Source organism: Xanthomonas sp. NCPPB 1826 (assembly GCF_056725285.1).
The window spans coordinates 3,216,578-3,233,357 of sequence record NZ_CM161521.1 but is presented as its reverse complement, the minus strand read 5'-3'; the positions used below and the strand labels follow the sequence as shown (position 1 = coordinate 3,233,357).

Genomic DNA, 16,780 nt, shown 5'->3' with positions numbered 1-16,780 from the left:
CTCACTGCGAATGCCATGTCGCGGTCGGGCCCGCTCCTACACCCGCATCGTTCTTGTGGGAGTCTGATTGGGCATCGGTCTTGTAGCGAGCGAGCCTGGCGGCAATGACACCGTCGCGGCGGCGTTTTCGTCGCAGTCCCATGCTCCTGCATCGGAGTAGGCCATCGAACTGATCAGCGGAGATCGTCGGCCAGCGCAGGCAGGCCTACCGCATCGGCGCGCTGCGTCGGGCTGCGCCGTTGTAGGAGCGGACCTGGCCGCGACGAACCAGTCCGGCTAGTTCCAACGCAGGCGAGGACGCTCTACATCGAAAGCTGGGAGTGCGACATGCGTCTGCGCATTGAACGTCGTCGAGAAGGCCCTGTCGCCGTCAGGCCCGCTCCTACGACGGCGTCGCTGCGTTGCATCACTTGCAACCGAAGCGGGCATCGCAGGCGCACGGCAGTGATCAGCCCATCTGGCGACGGGCGAGCGCTTGCCCCAGGCGCACCGATGTCTCCGCGGCAAGTCCGCCATCGAGCTTTGCGACACCGGGCGGCAGCAGCACGATCACGGTCGAGCCGTAATTGAAGCGCGCCATCTCCGCAAACTTCTCCAGCACGATGCCCTTGCCGCGATAGTCCTTGCGCGTGATGCGGTCGCCGTAGCGCGGGATCTCCACGCCGCTCCACACCGTTTCCACGCCCGACACCAGCAGCGCGCCCACCATCACCGAGACCATCGGGCCGAAGTCGGTGTCGAAGTGGCAGACCAGGCGCTCGTTGCGCGCGAACAGCCGCGGCACGTTGCGCACCGCATCCGGGCCAACGCTGAACAGGCGGCCGGGCACGTGCACGGTCTCGCGCAGGGTGCCGGTCCACGGCATATGCACGCGGTGGTAGTCCTTGGGCGAGAGGTAGACGGTGGCGAACAGGCCGTCGTTGAACGGCAACGCCGCTTCGGCGTCGCCGAGCAACTCGGCGGCAGTGAACGACTGCCCCTTGGCCTGGAAAATGCGGCCGTTCTCGATCGGGCCGAGCTGGCTGATGCGGCCGTCGGCGGGCATCAGCAGCGCCGCAGGATCTGCGTCGGGCACGCGTACGCCCGGCTTCAAGGCGCGGGTGAAGAATGCATTGAAGGTGGGATAGGCGCGCGGGTCCGGTTCCAGCGCCTCGCCCAGGTCCACGCCGAACTTGCGCGTAACCGTGTCGATCAACCATTGCTTGGTGGACGGCGTATCGGAATAGGCCAGCGCGCGCGCCAGCGAGGACAGCAACCGGTGCGGCAGCACGTAGGTCAGGGAAGTGACGAGACTCACGGAGCGGTTACCTTGGTCAGTTGCTGGAGGTCGGCGGCGATCGCCTTGGGGTCGAGCGGGGGACGGATCAGCCCGGCCAGGCGGCCCTGCGGGTCGAGCACGGCGATGCCGGCCGAGTGATCCATGCTGTAGTCGTTGGGATTGTCCGCAAAGCCCTTGCCCGGCACTTTCTGGAACACGAAGCCCAGCGCGGTGGCGAAGCGCTGCAGCGCCGGCACCTCGGCGGTGGCGGCCAGGGTGTCCTTGTGGAAGGCATGCGCGTATTCGCCCAGGCGCGCCGGCGGGTCGCGCTGCGGGTCCACCGACACGAACAGCACGCGCGGGCGCAGGCCATCCGGGATGCTTTCCCACTGCTGCTGCGCCACCGCCAGATCGGTCAGCGTGGTCGGGCAGACGTCCGGGCAGAAGGTGAAGCCCAGGAACACCAGCGTCCAATGTCCCTTCAGCTCACCGGGTACCAGCTGGGTGCCGTCGGACTGGCGCAGGCTGAACTGCGGCAGCGTGCGTGGCTGCGGATAAAAGGTGATGGTGCGGGTGGGCGGCCAGGGCGAGCTGGACGCGGCGCCGAGAAACTTCTGGCCCAGCAACAGCCCCAGGCCGGCGGCCAGCGCCACCAGCAGCACGATGCCGGTATTGCGATTGAACATGGCGGTTTCCAGTGCAACGGACGCTCATGATACCGATCCGACCTCTATAATCGTGGGCCGATTCCTCTTTAGTTGTTGCCATGACTGCCGCCGCGGCCGACGAACTGCACACCATCATCGACCTGATCCGCTACGGCACCAGCCGTTTCAATGCCGCCGGTCTGACCTTCGGCCATAGCTACGACAATGCGCTGGACGAGGCCACCCAGCTGGTCCTGCACAGCCTGCATCTGCCGCACGATCTGGGGCCGGCCTATGGCCAGGCGCGCCTGCTGCGCTCGGAAAAGGAGCAGGTGCTGGGCCTGTTCGAGCGCCGCATCAACGAGCGCGTGCCGGCGGCGTACCTGACCGGCGAGGCCTGGTTCGCCGGGCTGAGCTTCAAGAGCGATGCGCGAGCGCTGGTGCCGCGTTCGCCGATCGCCGAGCTGATCGAAGCCGGCTTCGAACCCTGGCTGGGCGGCCGCGAAGTCACCCGCGCGCTGGACCTGTGCACCGGTTCGGGCTGCATCGCGATCGCCATGGGCCACTACAACCCGCAGTGGGACGTGGACGGCGTGGACATCAGCGACGACGCGCTGGCACTGGCCGCCGAAAACAAGGCGCGCCTGCATGCCGACAATGTCACCCTGCTCAAGTCGGACCTGTTCGCCGGGCTGGGTGGCCGCCAGTACGACCTGATCGTCACCAATCCGCCGTATGTCACCAACGACGAAACCGATGCGCTGCCGCAGGAGTATTCCTACGAGCCGGAGCTGGGTCTGCGTGCGGGCGACGACGGCCTGGATCTGGTGCTGAAGATCCTGCGCGATGCGCCGCAGCATCTCAGCGAAGATGGCCTGCTGATCTGCGAAGTGGGCGAGTCCGAGCAGCACCTGATCAAGCTGCTGCCGGAAGTGGATCTGGCCTGGGTCGAGTTCAAGGTGGGGCAGATGGGCATCTTCGCGGTCGAATGCCGCGAGCTGATCGCGCACGGCGCGCGCATCGCCGAGCTGGCCAGTGCGCGCTGATTCGTCCATCGCGCGGCCGCAGCTGAGCGATCTGCTGTTGCTGGTGCCGGTGTCCATCTTCGGCGTCGGCATTCCGCTCAGTTTGATCGACGTGGTGTACCGCCTGTTCGACCCGATGTACGGCGGTCCCTTGCCACAGCGCTTGTTGAGGGCGGGGGCGGAGATCGGCTTCGGCCTGATGGCGTTTTTCGGCCTGGTGTCGGCGTGGATCGTGGTGGTCAGTTCGGATGCGGCCTTGCGTGCGCATCGGCGCCGCACGCTCATTGTGGCACTCGGCCTGCTGGTCGGAACTGGCGTTGCGCTGCACCTGCTCGCCGATTGGCTGCTGAGTGGGCGCATTAAGCTGGATGTCTTTGTGCTGGTGTTCAGCGGCCTGTTGGCGGTGGCACCGATGCTGGTGGCGGCACGTCACCTGCCGCGCATCCTGCGCGCCACGCCACCTGCTGCAATGTTGAGAGGATGCCGTCATGGGCAGTAACAGTTTCGGCCGCCTGTTGACGGTCACCACCTTCGGCGAGTCGCACGGGCCGGCGATCGGCTGCGTGGTCGACGGTTGCCCGCCGGGCCTGGAGATCGCGCCGGAAGAATTCACCCACGATCTGCAGCGGCGTGCATCCGGCAAGAGCCGGCATACCTCGGCACGCCGCGAAGCCGACGAGATCGAGATCCTGTCCGGCGTCTACGAAGGCCGCACCACCGGCACGCCGATCGGCCTGCTGATCCGCAACACCGATCAGCGCAGCAAGGACTACAGCAACATCGCCCAGCAGTTCCGCCCCGGGCACGCCGACTACACCTATTGGCAGAAGTACGGCATCCGCGATCCGCGCGGCGGCGGGCGCTCGTCCGCGCGCGAGACCACCATGCGTGTGGCCGCCGGGGTGATCGCCAAGAAGTGGCTCAAGCAGCGCTACGGCGTGCTGGTGCGCGGATTTCTATCGCAGCTGGGCGAGATCCGCCCGACCGGTTTCGACTGGAATGCGGTCGAGGACAATCCGTTTTTCTGGCCGCATGCCGAGCAGGTGCCGGAGCTGGAAACTTACATGGACGCGCTGCGCAAGTCCGGCGACTCGGTCGGCGCGCGCGTGGACGTGGTGGCCGGTGGCGTGCCGGCGGGCTGGGGCGAGCCGATCTACGGCAAGCTCGATGCCGAACTGGCCGCCGCCTTGATGAGCATCAATGCGGTCAAGGGCGTGGAGATCGGCGACGGTTTCGCCAGCGCCGCGCAGAAGGGCACCGAACACCGCGACCTGATCACCCCGGAAGGCTTTCTCAGCAATCATGCCGGCGGCATCCTGGGCGGCATTTCCACCGGCCAGGCGATCACCGCCTCGATGGTGCTCAAGCCGACCTCCAGCCTGCGTCTGCCCGGCGCGACCGTGGACGCGGACGGCGCGGTGGTTGATGTGATCACCACCGGCCGCCACGACCCCTGCGTCGGCATCCGCGCCACCCCGATCGCCGAGGCGATGATGGCGCTGGTATTGATGGACCAGGCCTTGCGTCATCGCGCCCAGTGCGGCGATGTCGGCGAGGTGGCGCCACGCATTCCCGGTCAGGCCGATGTCTGAGTCGCCCCGCGCCAAGGTGTGGGTCAGCCAGCCGCTGTTCGACGATGTCGTCGCGCAGCTGGGCGAGCATTTCGAGCTGACCACCACCGCGCGCGTCACCGCGTATTCGCCGGCCGAGCTGGCTGCGCGGCTGGCATCGCTGGACGGTGCGCTGATCACCCTCAACGAGCGTATCGGCGCGGCGGAAATCGCTTCTGCACCGCAACTACGCGCGATCGCCAACGTCGGCGTGGGCTACAACAACCTGGATCTGGATGCGCTCAGCGCAGCCGGCATCCTGGCCAGCAACACCCCGGATGTACTGACCGAGACCACCGCCGATCTCGGCTTTGCCTTGCTGATGGCCACCGCGCGCCGCATCACCGAAGCCGAGCGCTGGCTGCGCGACGGGCAGTGGGGGCAGTGGTCGTTCAAGACCATGCTCGGTGCCGATATCCACGGCAGCACGCTGGGCATCCTGGGCATGGGCCGGATCGGGCAGGGTATCGCCCGCCGCGGCGCGCATGGCTTCGGCATGCGCGTGCTGTACCACAACCGCAGCCAGCTGCCGGCCACCACCGAACAGGCGCTCGGCGCGCAGTACGTGGACCTCGATACATTGCTGGCGCAGTCCGATCACCTGGTGCTGGTGCTGCCGTACACCAAGGACTCGCACCACATCATCGATGCCGCGGCGCTGGGCAAGATGCGCCCCACCGCCACGCTGGTGAATATCGCGCGCGGCGGCCTGGTCGATGAAAGCGCGCTGGCCGATGCGCTCGCCAATGGGCGCCTGGCCGGTGCCGGCCTGGATGTCTACGAAGGCGAGCCGGCCGTCCGTCCCGAGCTGCTGGCCCTGCGCAACGTCGTACTCACCCCGCATATCGGCAGCGCCAGCCTGGCCACGCGCCGCGCGATGGTGCAGCTGGCGGTGGACAACCTGATTGCCGCGCTGGGCAAAGGCGCCAATGCCGGCCACCCGCCGAGCGCGCTGAATGCTGATGCGGTGGCTGTTGCCAAACAGGGCGGCGCGCGCGCTGGTGAAGCGACCAGCACCGGCACCGGCAAAACCATCACGACCAAACGATAGGGAACCTCCGCGGCCAGCTTTGGAGGTTCCCCGAACCCACTGCGCAAGCGTATTCCCCACTTTCCTTATTCGATAAAGACAATCTCATGAGCAACGAAAACCGTCGTTTCAACGTCGCGGTCGTGGGCGCCACCGGCGCTGTCGGCGAGACCATGCTGAGCATCCTGGCCGAGCGCAACTTCCCGGTCGCCACCCTGTACGCGCTGGCCTCGGCGCGCTCGGCCGGCGGGCAGGTGGAGTTCAATGGCGGCAAGGTCGATGTGCTGGACCTGGCCGACTTCGATCCCACCGGCGTGGACATCGCGCTGTTCTCCGCAGGCGGCAGCGTGTCCAAGGAGTACGGCCCCAAGTTCGCCGCCGCCGGCGCGGTGGTGATCGATAATTCCTCCGCGTTCCGCTACGACGACGACGTGCCGCTGGTGGTGTCGGAGGTCAACCCTGAAGCGCTGAAGCAGCGCCCGCGCGGCATCGTCGCCAACCCCAATTGCTCGACCATGCAGATGCTGGTCGCGCTCGGCCCGATCCACCGCAAGTACGGCATCGAGCGCATCAATGTGGCGACCTACCAGTCGGTCTCCGGCGGCGGGCGTTCGGCGATGGAAGAGCTGGGCAAGCAGACCAGCGAGCTGCTGAGCTTCCAGCAGATCGACCCGCAGCGTTTCCCGGTGCAGATCGCCTTCAACCTGATTCCGCATATCGACGACTTCCAGGACAACGGCTACACCAAGGAAGAGATGAAGCTGGTCTGGGAGACGCGCAAGATCCTGGGCGACGACTCCATCCAGGTAAATCCCACCGCGGTGCGCGTGCCGGTGTTCTACGGTCACTCCGAAGCGGTGGCGATCGAAACCCGCGACAAGATCAGCGTCGAAGACGCGCGCGCGCTGCTGGCCGCATCGCCCGGCGTGGAAGTAGTGGACGAGCGCAAGCCTGGCGGCTACCCGACGCCGGTCACGCATGCCTCCGGCAAGGACGCGGTGTTCGTCGGCCGTATCCGTGAGGACCTGTCGCATCCGCGCGGCCTGAATCTGTGGATCGTCTCGGACAACATCCGCAAGGGCGCCGCGCTCAACGCCGTGCAGCTGGCCGAGCTGGTCGCACAGGAAGGCTGAGCACGGGAGTTTGTAGGGGCGCGCTGGCGCGCGATGAAGCTCTCCCAGTGAAGCCTCATCGCGCGCAAGCGCGCTCCTACCCATGCACTGTCGATGGCCTGCAGCATGCATGTCGCATCGCGGCATCGCGGCGGCATCTGCGCTCTGCGTCGGGTCGCCGACTTTTTCGCTCATGCAGCGGCTATATTGATGCCCATGAAACATAGGGGCGGGGGCGCGATGCGTCCGATACAAGGGATAGGTGCGCTGCTGCTGATGGCCTGCAGTGGCGCTGCCATGGCGTTGGGCTTGGGCGATATCCGGGTGCTGTCCAGGCCCGGGCAGCCGTTGGTGGCCGAGATCCCGGTCATCTCCAACGAGCCGGGCGAACTCGACAACGCACGCGTGGCGCTGGCATCGGCTACCACGTTTGCACGGGTCGGCCTGGAGCGCCCGCAGGGCCTGGTCAGCAACCTGCAGTTCCAGTTCGCGCAGGACGCGCGCGGGCGTGCGGTGATCCGTGTGACCAGCAGCCAGGCAGTGGAGCAGCCGGCGATCAACTTCCTGATCGAGGTGGAGTGGGGCCAGGGCCGGCTGGTGCGCGAATATTCCGCACTGGTCGATGCGCCCAACACCGCCGCGGCGATCGCCGAGCCAGGCATCGAGGCGCCGCGCGCCGGGGCCAGCAATGCCATCGCACGCGCGCCGGCCGCCGCGCCCGCAGCCGCTGCCGAGCGCGCCGGACAGGCCGCCGACGCGGCGGCGCCCGGCACGCGTTCCAGCACGCGCGCTGCCGCGCCGGTGCCGGCCGGCGATGCGTTGCCGGCGGTGCGCTCGGGCCAGACCTTGTCGGAGATCGCTGCCGCGTTGGCCCGTTCCAGCGGGCATTCGCTCGACCAGACCATGCTGGCGCTGCTGCGTAACAACCCGGACGCCTTCATCGGCGGCAACATCAATCGATTGAAGCAGGGCGCAGTGCTGCGCACCCCGCAGGAAGATGCGCTGGCGCAGGTCGGCGCCGCCGAGGCGGCGGTGATGGTGCGCGAGCAGGCCGCGCAGTGGCGTCAGGCGCGCTCGGCGATGCCGCAGCCGGCCGAGGCCGGCGCTGCGGCCGCAACGCCTGCGCCTGCCGCAGCGGCGGCCTCGGCGGCTGCCGGCGCGCGACTCGAGATCGCACCTGCAGTGGCGAGTCAAACCAACACCGCCGGCGCCACGTCCGGCACCAGTGCCGAAGGCGAGGGCGACATGGCGGCCAACCAACAGTTACAACAGGCCAGAGAAGACATCGCCACCCGCGATGCGGAATTGCAGGATCTGCGCACCCGCGTGGCCGATCTGGAAAAGCTCAAGCAGCAACAGCAAGCCTTGATCGCCATGAAGGACACCGACCTGGCGGCCGCGCAGAAGCGGCTGTCGGAGACGCCGGCTGCGGCACAGCAGGGCAGCGGGTTCCCGCTGTGGCTGATCGGTGGCCTGGTGTTGATCGTCGCGGCGGTCGTCGCTTGGCTGGCGGCGCGTCGGCGCAAACCCTCGCCGCTGCCGCCGTTGCCGCGGCGTCAGTTCGATTTCGTGCCGGTCGGTGCCGCGGCAGACGCCGCCGAACCGCAGGACGATGCGCAGGCCACCGTGCCCAGCGAACACGATGTGCTGCACGACCCCGAATTCGAGCAGGCCGATCTGCGCGAGGAAGAACGCGCCTACCAGACGCAGCAACCGCTGTCCGATGTGCTGCGCCGCGAGCCGCTGTTGTCCGAGCCTGCCGCCGCGCCGCCGGTGGTCGCCAGCGAGGACTGGCGCTCGCTGCGCGCAACGCCGCCAGCGCTTCCGGTAGAGCAGCCGGCGTTCGTTGCGCCTGAGGACCCGATGCCGGAGCCGCCGAGGTCCGCGCACGCGCAGCCGGAAGACGGCCAGCCGCCATACGGTGACGTTGCGCACGCCAGCAACGATCTGCCGCCGGGCGTGCCGTCCGCGTCGGTCGCCACACAGGACCGCCTGGATATCGATCCGGCCCCCATCGCGCCGGCCGCTGTGCCCAGCGCGGTGAACAGCAGGGAATTCGTCTCGGCAGGGCGCGATCGTCTGGAGCTGGCCGTGGCCTACATGGACCTTGGCGACAGGGACACCGCGCGCGGCCTGTTGCTGGAAGTCGCCGCAACCGGCGACGAGGCCAGCCGCGCCGAGGCCGCCGAACTGCTGGAACGCCTGGCATGAGCCCGGCGCTGGACAGCATGGCCGCCGCACGCGAGCGCCGCATCGATTACGTGGAATTCGCCTCGCTCGATCTGGAGGCCAGTCGCGCCTTTTTCGAAGCCGTGTTCGGCTGGCAGTTTCAGGCCTATGGCCCGGATTATCTGGCCTTCAACGACGGTCGTCTGGACGGCGGTTTCTATCGCGTCACCGCCGCAGCGCCGGCAGACGCTGGCCCATTGGTCGTGCTGTATGCCGATGCGCTGGAGCCCATGGCCGAGCAGATCCTTGCCGCCGGTGGCGAGATCGTCAAGCCGGTGTTCGGCTTTCCCGGCGGCAGCCGCTTTCATTTCCGCGAGCCGGGCGGTAACACGCTGGCGGTGTGGTCCGAGCGCGCGGTCGGCTAGTCCGCGCGCTCCATCGATTCGATAACAGGCAGGTTCCGATGCGTTACGCGCTGGGCGTGGAGTACGACGGCAGCGAGTTTCAGGGCTGGCAGCAGTTGGGGGAACATGGCGGGCCGAGCGTACAGGCCAGCCTGCAGGCGGCGCTGTCCTCGGTGGCCGATGCCCCGGTGCAGGTGGTGTGCGCAGGCCGCACCGATGCCGGCGTGCATGGCGAATGCCAGGTGGTGCATTTCGACAGCGATGCGCGCCGCGAGCCGCGTGGCTGGATGCTGGGCACCACCGCGCGCCTGCCGCCATCGATCGCGGTGCGCTGGTGCGTGCCGGCGGCCGCCGACTTCCATGCGCGGTTTTCCGCACGCGCACGCCGCTACCGGTATCGCCTGCTCAATCGGCAGATACGCCCGGCGCTGTATCGCCAGACCTTGAGCTGGGAACGGCGCCCGCTGGATGCCGATGCCATGCACGCAGCCGCGCAGGCCTTGCTGGGCGAGAACGACTTCAGCGCATTTCGCAGCGTGCAATGCCAGGCCCTGCATGCACGCCGCAACCTGCAGGCCATCAGCGTGCAACGCATCGGCGAGGTGGTGGAGGTGCAGGTCCAGGCCAATGCATTCCTTCATCACATGGTGCGGAATATTGTTGGCTCGCTGATCCTGATCGGAACCGGAGAACAACCGGGCGACTGGATCGCGACGTTGCTGGCCGGCCGCGACCGCACGGTGGCCGGGCCGACAGCGCCGCCACAAGGCCTGGTCTTCATCGGGCCGCTGTATCCCGCAGAGTGGCATCTGCCCGCTGAGGTAACCCAATGAATCGATCGCTGTACCGCACCCGTATCAAGTTCTGTGGCATGACCCGCGCCGGTGATATTCGACTGGCCGGCGAGCTGGGTGTGGACGCGGTAGGTTTCATCTTTGCGCATGGCAGCCCGCGCCGCGTGGCGCCGGCCGAGGCGCGCGCAATGCGCCAAGCCACTGCGCCGATGGTCGATGTGGTGGCGCTGTTCCGCAACAACTCCAAGGAAGAAGTGCGCGAAGTGGTGCGCACCGTACGTCCGACCTTGCTGCAGTTCCATGGCGAGGAAGACGACGCGTTCTGCCGCAGCTTCAACCTGCCGTATCTGAAGGCGGTGCCGATGGGCAGCGGCGGGATGAATGGCGAGGACGCCAACGCGCGAACCCTGCAGCTCGCCTTTCCCAATACCGCCGGTTTCCTGTTCGACAGCCATGCACCCGGCACAGGCGGCGGCACCGGCAAGACCTTCGATTGGTCGCGCCTGCCGACCGGCCTGCATCGCCCATTTCTCCTGGCCGGCGGCATCACCGCCGACAACGTGTTCGATGCGATCGTGGCAACGCTGCCATGGGGTGTGGACGTGTCCAGCGGCGTGGAGCTGGCGCCCGGCATCAAGGACGGCCACATGATGCGCAAGTTCGTCGAAGAAGTGCGCCGGGCCGATTGTCACGAGATGGGGTGAGTTGGGGAGTCGGGAATCGGGATTGGGGAATCGGAGTAGGCAGTCTGCTTCGTTGTTTTGATTGCCCTAGATCTTTCGCTTCTCTGATGATCGATTGTTCGGTCGCTGTTTCGCAGACCACTGAGGTTTCAAATTAGACGCTTGCGGCATCCGTGGTGCGCTGCTGATCTTCTGAAAGTGCGCTACGCAACCAGCCGGCGAGCTGGTCGATGCGTGGATCCGGGTTGCGCCTTGCGGCGCACAGCACCCAGCGGCCGCGGGTTGGCGTGAAGCCCCAGGGCGCCAGCAGGCGTCCGGCGGCCAGGTCCGCGGCAACCAGCGGTTGCGGTGCGATCGCCACGCCCAGTCCGGCGGCGGCGGCTTCCAGCAGGTAGACCAGATGTTCGAATTCGGTGCCGAAGCGCAGTGCTTCGGCTACCACGCCATGGCTTTGCGCCCATTCCGGCCAGGCCTGCGGGCGCGAGCGGGTATGCAGCAAGGCGTGATCGAGCAGGGCGGCAGGCGCTCTGCCAGCCAGCTGCGTCGCCGATGCCAGTTGCGGACTCAACACTGGACCAATCCACTCCACCCCCAGCTCGTGCACCTGCCAGTCGCCTGGCCAGGGCGGGGTGTCCAGCAGCAGGGCCGCATCCAGGCCGTCCAGATCCGGGCCGGGCGCCTGCTCGTTGGCCGACAGGTGCAGGCGCACCTGCGGCAGATCCCGCTGTAACCGGCCCAGCCGCGGGATGACCCAGCGCGCGAGCAGGCTGCCCGAGCAGCCCAGCACCAGCGGCGCCTCGCTGCTGGGGCGCCGCAACGCCGCCCAGGTGTCACTGATCAGCGCAAAGCCCTCACCGGTCGCATCGCGCAGCCGGACGCCGGCGGGCGTCAGCACCAGGCCGCGGCCCTGGCGGGTGAACAGCGCCGCGCCCAGGGCCTGTTCCAGTGAGCGCACGTGCCGGCTGATGGCGCCATGGGTCACGTGCAACTCCTGCGCGGCCCGGCTGACGCTCTGCAGACGCGCCGCGGATTCGAACGCGCGTAGCGCTGCCAGCGGTGGAAGCAGGGTGCTCATATGTGAGTCCAGGTCACAGGTTGCGGCAATCTTATCGATTTATCGCGCGCCGTGGCTGCGCTACAGTAATGCTTCTTGTATGACCGCATCGCTGCAGAGGATTCCCATGTCGGCCCAGCCCATCAGTGACTTTCACGCCTATCCGGACGCTGCCGGCCACTTCGGCAAGTTTGGTGGCCGGTTCGTCGCCGAGACCTTGATCGGCCCGTTGCAGGAACTGGCTGCCGCCTATGACCAAGCGCGCCAGGATCCGGCCTTCATTGCCGAGTACGACAAGGATCTCAAGCATTACGTCGGCCGGCCCAGCCCGATTTACCACGCCGAGCGCCTGAGCCGCGAAGTGGGCGGCGCGCAGATCCTGCTCAAACGCGAGGACCTGAACCACACCGGCGCGCACAAGATCAACAACACCATCGGCCAGGCCCTGCTGGCCAGCCGCATGGGCAAGACCCGCATCATCGCCGAGACCGGCGCCGGCCAGCATGGCGTGGCCAGCGCCACGGTCGCCGCGCGGCTGGGCCTGGAGTGCGTGGTCTACATGGGTGCCACCGACATCGAGCGGCAGAAGATCAACGTCTACCGCATGAAACTGCTCGGTGCCACGGTGATCCCGGTGACCTCCGGCTCGGCCACGCTCAAGGACGCGCTCAACGAGGCGATGCGCGACTGGGTCACCAACGTGCAGGACACCTTCTACATCATCGGCACCGTGGCCGGCCCGGATCCGTATCCGCGCATGGTGCGTGACTTCAATGCGATTGTCGGCCGCGAAGCGCGCGTGCAGATGCTGGAAGACTTCGGCCGCCTGCCGGATGCGATCAGCGCCTGCGTCGGTGGCGGCAGCAATGCGATCGGCCTGTTCCATGCCTTCCTCAACGACCCGGGCGTCAAGATCTACGGTGCCGAAGCGGCCGGCGACGGCATCGCCAGCGGCCGTCATGCGGCGTCGATCGCGGCCGGGCGCCCCGGCGTGCTGCATGGCAACCGCACCTATGTGATCTGCGACGACGACGGCCAGATCACCGAAACCCATTCGATCTCCGCCGGCCTGGATTACCCGGGCGTGGGCCCGGAGCATTCGTTCCTGTCCGACAGCGGCCGCGCGGTCTACCAGGGCATTACCGACGACGAAGCGATGGCTGCCTTCCATCTGCTGGCGCATACCGAAGGCATCCTGGCCGCGCTCGAATCCAGCCACGCGGTGGCGCAGTCGATCAAGCTCGCGCGCGAGATGCCCAAGGACGCGTTGATCCTGTGCAACCTGTCCGGCCGCGGCGACAAGGACGTGCACACCATCGCTGCGCGCGAAGGCGTGCAGGTCTGATGCCACTGCGGCGCGTCACCGTGACCGCGCTGGCCGATCAGCCGGGCGAACAGGAGTTGCTGTTCGCCTGGCTCGATCGCTGGGCGCCGCAGATCCGCAGCTGCTCGGAAAACAGCGGCTGCGGCTGCTGCCTGGACAGTTTCGACCTCGAGGTCGAAGCCCAGGCATTGGCCGAACTGCCGCCTGCCATGTACCAGGACATCCATTGAAGCGGTCGCACCGCCTCTAAACTTTTGCAAGGTCTTTCAATGCGTCGTATCGACGAAACCTTCCAGCGCCTGCGCGCCGATGGCCGCAAGGCGCTCATCCCCTTCATCACCGCCGGCGACCCGTCGCTGGAAGCCACCGTGCCGGTCATGCACGCGCTGGTGCGTGCCGGTGCTGACGTCATCGAGCTGGGCGTGCCGTTCTCCGACCCGATGGCCGACGGTCCCACCATCCAGCGCAGCTCCGAGCGCGCGCTGGGCCGTGGTGCCGGCTTGGCCTACGTGCTGGAGGCGGTGCACGAATTCCGCCGCGAAGACGCCACCACACCGGTGGTGTTGATGGGCTACCTCAACCCGATCGAGATCCACGGCACCCGGCGCTTCGCCGAAGCCGCCGTCGCTGCCGGGGTGGATGGCCTGCTCCTGGTCGATCTGCCGCCCGAAGAGGCGGCCGAGACCCGCGCCATCTTCACCGAGGTCGGCCTGGCCCTGATCGCGCTGGCCTCGCCGACCACCAGCGAGCAGCGCCTGGACATGCTGTGCAGCAGCGCCCAGGGCTATCTCTACTACGTCAGCTTCGCCGGCGTCACCGGCGCCTCGAATCTGCTCGACACCCATGCCGCCAGCGACCGCCTGCGCCAGCTGCGTCGGCGTGCCGGCGCCCCGGTGGTGGCCGGCTTCGGCATCAAGGACGCCGCCAGCGCCGCCGCGATGGCCGTCGACGCCGAAGGGGTGGTGGTCGGCAGCGCCCTGGTCGCCGCGCTGGCCGAAGCCACCGACGTCCGCAGCGCCCGCGAACACGCCGAAGCCTTCGTGGCCCCACTGCGCCAGGCGCTCGACCAGGCCTGAAACCAACGCCGCGTTCTCCTGCAGGGGGAGACGGCGCGGCCTGCGCGCCACTGGTGCGCAGGCCTTTAAGCGCCCGCGCGGCAGGCACGGGCCGGGCCCGCCGGCCCTGCATTTAGCCTCCGCGCTACCTCGGCTTTCCCGCGGCGCGTTAGACTGTCGCCCCTCTGCGGCCCGCATGGCCGCCCTGCATGGATTGTCATACACGCATGAGCTGGCTCAGCAAATTGATGCCCTCCGGCATCCGCACCGAGAACACCCCGGCCAAGAAGCGCAGCGTCCCCGAGGGCCTGTGGGAGAAGTGCAGCAACTGCGGCAGCGCGCTGTACGGGCCCGAGCTCGAGGAAAACCTCGAGGTGTGTCCCAAGTGCGACCACCATATGGCGATCCGCGCGCGCGCGCGCCTGAACTCGCTGTTCGATCCCGACACCGCGACCACCGAGATCGCCGCCCAGCTGGGCCCGGTCGACGTGCTCAAGTTCAAGGACCAGAAGCGTTATGGCGAGCGCATCAAGGCCAGCCAGAAGAGCAGCGGCGAGTACGACGCACTGATCGCCATGCGCGGCACGCTCAAGGGCAATCCGCTGGTCGCCGCGGCCTTCGACTTCGCCTTCATGGGCGGTTCGATGGGCTCGGTGGTCGGCGAGCGCTTCGCACGCGCGGCCGAAGTGGCGCTGGAAGTCGGCTGCCCGTTCGTGTGCTTTTCCGCCAGCGGCGGGGCGCGCATGCAGGAGGGCTTGTTCTCGCTGATGCAGATGGCCAAGACCTCTGCCGCGCTCGGTCGCCTGCGCGAAGCCGGCCTGCCGTACATCTCGGTGCTGACCCATCCCACCACCGGTGGCGTGTCGGCCTCGTTCGCGATGCTGGGCGATATCAATATCGCCGAGCCGCATGCCCTGATCGGTTTCGCCGGCCCGCGCGTGATCGAGCAGACCGTGCGCGAGACCCTGCCGGAAGGCTTCCAGCGTTCGGAGTTCCTGCTCGACCACGGTGCCATCGACCAGATCTGCGACCGCCGCGACCTGCGCGACCGCATCGCCGATCTGACCGCGATGATGATGCGCCAGCCGCATCCGCAGGACGCGGCCGCATGAGGCCAGTGGTTGCGCGCATGCGCGACACCGTCGCACGCGCCGCTGCGCGCGCGTCCACCCTTAGACAGGAACACCGCAACGCATGAGCAGTCGCAAGTATTTTGGAACCGACGGCATCCGCGGTCGGGTCGGGCAGGGCGTGATCTCGGCCGATTTCGTGCTGCGGCTGGGCAATGCGCTCGGTCGGGTGCTGACCAAGGGCCGCAGCAAGCGTCCGCTGGTGCTGATCGGCAAGGACACCCGGATCTCCGGCTACATGTTCGAAGCCGCGTTGGAAGCCGGCCTGGTCGCCGCCGGCGCCGACGTGCAGCTGATCGGCCCGATGCCGACCCCGGCCATCGCCTTCCTGACCAACACCCTGCGTGCCGACGCCGGCGTGGTAATCAGCGCTTCGCACAACCCGCATTACGACAACGGCATCAAGTTCTTTTCTGCCGAAGGCGAGAAGCTCGACGACGCCACTGAAGCGGCGATCGAGGCCGCGCTGGACGAGCCGTTCCACACCGTGGAATCGGAGCGCCTGGGCAAGGCGATCCGCACCCGTGATGCGATCGGCCGTTACATCGAATTCTGCAAGGCCAGCGTGGCGCGCGGGTTCACCCTGCACGGCCTGAAGATGGTGCTGGATTGCGCGCATGGCGCGACCTATCACATCGCGCCGATGCTGTTCCGCGAGCTGGGTGCGGACGTGGTCGTCATCGGTGCCGCACCGGACGGGCTCAATATCAACGCCGGTGTCGGCTCCACCCATATCGACAACCTCGCCGCCAAGGTGCGCGAGAGCGGTGCGCAGCTCGGCATCGCCTTCGATGGCGATGGCGATCGCGTGCTGATGGCCGACGACCAAGGCAACCCGGTCGATGGCGACGATCTGCTCTATGTGCTCGCGCGCTCCTGGCAGGCCAGCGGCCGGCTCACCGGCACCGTGGTCGGCACCTTGATGACCAACTACGGTCTGGAACAGGCGCTGGCCACATTGAACATTCCGTTCCAGCGCGCCAAGGTCGGCGACCGCTACGTGCACCAGGCCCTGGTCGAGGGCGGCGGCACGCTGGGCGGCGAAACCTCCGGCCACCTGCTGTGCCTGGATCGCGCCACCACTGGCGATGGCATCGTCAGCGCGCTGCAGGTGCTCGAGGCGCTGGGGCGCGACGGGCAGAGCCTGCGCAAGGCCCTGGGCAGCCTGAGCAAGGTGCCGCAGAAGACCGTCAATGTGCGGCTGGGGGGCGGGGCGGCCAAGGCGATCGTGGAGGCCGCCGGCGTGCAGCAGGCGCTGCAGCAGGCGCAGGCCGCCGTGCAGGGCCGTGGGCGCGCGTTCCTGCGTCCGTCTGGCACCGAGCCGGTGGTGCGCGTGACCGTGGAAGCCGACGACGCCAGCCTGATGCAGGACACGCTCGACCGTCTTTCCGGAGCCGTGCGTGACGCGGCGTGAGTCGCTGATCATTGGTGTGTGCGTGGTCTTTGCCAAGGCCGCGACGTTCTACCTGTTGTATCGCCTGCTGT

At 67.7% G+C, this 16,780-nt stretch carries 17 protein-coding genes; 14 read left to right on the top strand and 3 right to left on the bottom strand.

Translation table 11 applies throughout. From position 1 onward, the window contains the following. Positions 1–448: 448 nt before the first annotated feature. Both asd and AC1PLA_RS13680 read right to left on the bottom strand, forming a co-directional pair. Positions 449–1,297 (bottom strand): archaetidylserine decarboxylase, encoded by an 849-nt coding sequence (gene asd / locus AC1PLA_RS13685; protein ID WP_481104745.1) that lies wholly within the window; start codon positions 1,295–1,297, stop codon positions 449–451. Continuing rightward, a complete protein-coding gene (locus tag AC1PLA_RS13680; RefSeq protein ID WP_481104744.1) occupies positions 1,294–1,944 on the bottom strand; it encodes an SCO family protein in 651 nt (216 codons plus the stop codon). The genes asd and AC1PLA_RS13680 overlap by 4 nt, the downstream gene beginning before the upstream one ends. A gap of 80 nt (positions 1,945–2,024) precedes the next feature. Between AC1PLA_RS13680 and prmB the strand changes: the two genes are divergently transcribed. From prmB to AC1PLA_RS13635, 9 genes are all read left to right on the top strand, one after another. Beyond that, positions 2,025–2,951 carry a 50S ribosomal protein L3 N(5)-glutamine methyltransferase gene (gene prmB, locus AC1PLA_RS13675; protein ID WP_016903701.1) on the top strand — a complete coding sequence of 309 codons (927 nt, stop codon included), beginning with the start codon at positions 2,025–2,027 and terminating at the stop codon, positions 2,949–2,951. Next, positions 2,941–3,429, top strand: coding sequence for a hypothetical protein (locus AC1PLA_RS13670; protein ID WP_481104743.1), 489 nt, complete (start codon positions 2,941–2,943; stop codon positions 3,427–3,429). Before prmB ends, AC1PLA_RS13670 begins: the two co-directional genes overlap by 11 nt. After that, positions 3,419–4,522: a chorismate synthase gene (aroC, locus tag AC1PLA_RS13665; protein WP_039522212.1), complete on the top strand. Its 1,104-nt coding sequence runs from the start codon at positions 3,419–3,421 to the stop codon at positions 4,520–4,522. The genes AC1PLA_RS13670 and aroC overlap by 11 nt, the downstream gene beginning before the upstream one ends. After that, positions 4,515–5,591, top strand: a complete 1,077-nt coding sequence (locus AC1PLA_RS13660) for a 2-hydroxyacid dehydrogenase (RefSeq protein ID WP_481104742.1) — start codon at positions 4,515–4,517, stop codon at positions 5,589–5,591. The genes aroC and AC1PLA_RS13660 overlap by 8 nt, the downstream gene beginning before the upstream one ends. Positions 5,592–5,677: 86 nt before the next feature. Next, complete coding sequence (locus AC1PLA_RS13655) at positions 5,678–6,703, top strand: aspartate-semialdehyde dehydrogenase (protein ID WP_039510062.1); 1,026 nt, start codon at positions 5,678–5,680, stop codon at positions 6,701–6,703. A gap of 219 nt (positions 6,704–6,922) precedes the next feature. Continuing rightward, complete coding sequence (locus AC1PLA_RS13650) at positions 6,923–8,893, top strand: motility hub landmark protein FimV (protein ID WP_481104741.1); 1,971 nt, start codon at positions 6,923–6,925, stop codon at positions 8,891–8,893. Continuing rightward, positions 8,890–9,276 carry a VOC family protein gene (locus AC1PLA_RS13645; RefSeq protein WP_039522207.1) on the top strand — a complete coding sequence of 129 codons (387 nt, stop codon included), beginning with the start codon at positions 8,890–8,892 and terminating at the stop codon, positions 9,274–9,276. The genes AC1PLA_RS13650 and AC1PLA_RS13645 overlap by 4 nt, the downstream gene beginning before the upstream one ends. Positions 9,277–9,314: 38 nt before the next feature. Beyond that, positions 9,315–10,088, top strand: a complete 774-nt coding sequence (gene truA, locus AC1PLA_RS13640) for a tRNA pseudouridine(38-40) synthase TruA (RefSeq protein WP_039526468.1) — start codon at positions 9,315–9,317, stop codon at positions 10,086–10,088. Beyond that, positions 10,085–10,753 carry a phosphoribosylanthranilate isomerase gene (locus AC1PLA_RS13635; RefSeq protein ID WP_481104740.1) on the top strand — a complete coding sequence of 223 codons (669 nt, stop codon included), beginning with the start codon at positions 10,085–10,087 and terminating at the stop codon, positions 10,751–10,753. The genes truA and AC1PLA_RS13635 overlap by 4 nt, the downstream gene beginning before the upstream one ends. Before the next feature lie 133 nt (positions 10,754–10,886). Here the strand turns inward: AC1PLA_RS13635 and AC1PLA_RS13630 are convergent, their stop codons facing one another. Beyond that, the gene (locus AC1PLA_RS13630; protein ID WP_481104739.1) at positions 10,887–11,807 is read right to left on the bottom strand and encodes a LysR family transcriptional regulator; all 921 of its coding nucleotides are present in this window, start codon (positions 11,805–11,807) and stop codon (positions 10,887–10,889) included. A 106-nt stretch (positions 11,808–11,913) separates the two neighbouring features. On the opposite strand from AC1PLA_RS13630, the gene trpB reads away from it, so the two are divergent. From trpB to glmM, 5 genes are all read left to right on the top strand, one after another. Continuing rightward, positions 11,914–13,131: a tryptophan synthase subunit beta gene (gene trpB, locus AC1PLA_RS13625; protein WP_039522203.1), complete on the top strand. Its 1,218-nt coding sequence runs from the start codon at positions 11,914–11,916 to the stop codon at positions 13,129–13,131. Further along, complete coding sequence (locus tag AC1PLA_RS13620) at positions 13,131–13,340, top strand: hypothetical protein (RefSeq protein WP_039816394.1); 210 nt, start codon at positions 13,131–13,133, stop codon at positions 13,338–13,340. Before trpB ends, AC1PLA_RS13620 begins: the two co-directional genes overlap by 1 nt. 39 nt (positions 13,341–13,379) lie before the next feature. After that, positions 13,380–14,186 (top strand): tryptophan synthase subunit alpha, encoded by an 807-nt coding sequence (gene trpA, locus AC1PLA_RS13615; protein WP_481104738.1) that lies wholly within the window; start codon positions 13,380–13,382, stop codon positions 14,184–14,186. A 206-nt stretch (positions 14,187–14,392) separates the two neighbouring features. Beyond that, positions 14,393–15,277, top strand: coding sequence for an acetyl-CoA carboxylase, carboxyltransferase subunit beta (gene accD, locus AC1PLA_RS13610; RefSeq protein WP_016902982.1), 885 nt, complete (start codon positions 14,393–14,395; stop codon positions 15,275–15,277). 82 nt (positions 15,278–15,359) lie between these two features. Next, positions 15,360–16,709, top strand: coding sequence for a phosphoglucosamine mutase (gene glmM, locus AC1PLA_RS13605; RefSeq protein WP_481104737.1), 1,350 nt, complete (start codon positions 15,360–15,362; stop codon positions 16,707–16,709). Positions 16,710–16,780 lie beyond the last annotated feature (71 nt).

Excerpts from the sequence above, each read along its gene's own strand:
- AC1PLA_RS13680 (WP_481104744.1), bottom strand. The coding sequence starts at position 1,944 with ATGTTCAATCGCAATACCGGCATCGTGCTGCTGGTGGCGCTGGCCGCC.
- prmB (WP_016903701.1), top strand. The coding sequence starts at position 2,025 with ATGACTGCCGCCGCGGCCGACGAACTGCACACCATCATCGACCTGATC.
- aroC (WP_039522212.1), top strand. The coding sequence starts at position 3,419 with ATGGGCAGTAACAGTTTCGGCCGCCTGTTGACGGTCACCACCTTCGGC.
- AC1PLA_RS13660 (WP_481104742.1), top strand. The coding sequence starts at position 4,515 with ATGTCTGAGTCGCCCCGCGCCAAGGTGTGGGTCAGCCAGCCGCTGTTC.
- AC1PLA_RS13655 (WP_039510062.1), top strand. The coding sequence starts at position 5,678 with ATGAGCAACGAAAACCGTCGTTTCAACGTCGCGGTCGTGGGCGCCACC.
- AC1PLA_RS13650 (WP_481104741.1), top strand. The coding sequence starts at position 6,923 with ATGCGTCCGATACAAGGGATAGGTGCGCTGCTGCTGATGGCCTGCAGT.
- AC1PLA_RS13645 (WP_039522207.1), top strand. The coding sequence starts at position 8,890 with ATGAGCCCGGCGCTGGACAGCATGGCCGCCGCACGCGAGCGCCGCATC.
- truA (WP_039526468.1), top strand. The coding sequence starts at position 9,315 with ATGCGTTACGCGCTGGGCGTGGAGTACGACGGCAGCGAGTTTCAGGGC.
- AC1PLA_RS13635 (WP_481104740.1), top strand. The coding sequence starts at position 10,085 with ATGAATCGATCGCTGTACCGCACCCGTATCAAGTTCTGTGGCATGACC.
- AC1PLA_RS13630 (WP_481104739.1), bottom strand. The coding sequence starts at position 11,807 with ATGAGCACCCTGCTTCCACCGCTGGCAGCGCTACGCGCGTTCGAATCC.
- trpB (WP_039522203.1), top strand. The coding sequence starts at position 11,914 with ATGTCGGCCCAGCCCATCAGTGACTTTCACGCCTATCCGGACGCTGCC.
- AC1PLA_RS13620 (WP_039816394.1), top strand. The coding sequence starts at position 13,131 with ATGCCACTGCGGCGCGTCACCGTGACCGCGCTGGCCGATCAGCCGGGC.
- trpA (WP_481104738.1), top strand. The coding sequence starts at position 13,380 with ATGCGTCGTATCGACGAAACCTTCCAGCGCCTGCGCGCCGATGGCCGC.
- accD (WP_016902982.1), top strand. The coding sequence starts at position 14,393 with ATGAGCTGGCTCAGCAAATTGATGCCCTCCGGCATCCGCACCGAGAAC.
- glmM (WP_481104737.1), top strand. The coding sequence starts at position 15,360 with ATGAGCAGTCGCAAGTATTTTGGAACCGACGGCATCCGCGGTCGGGTC.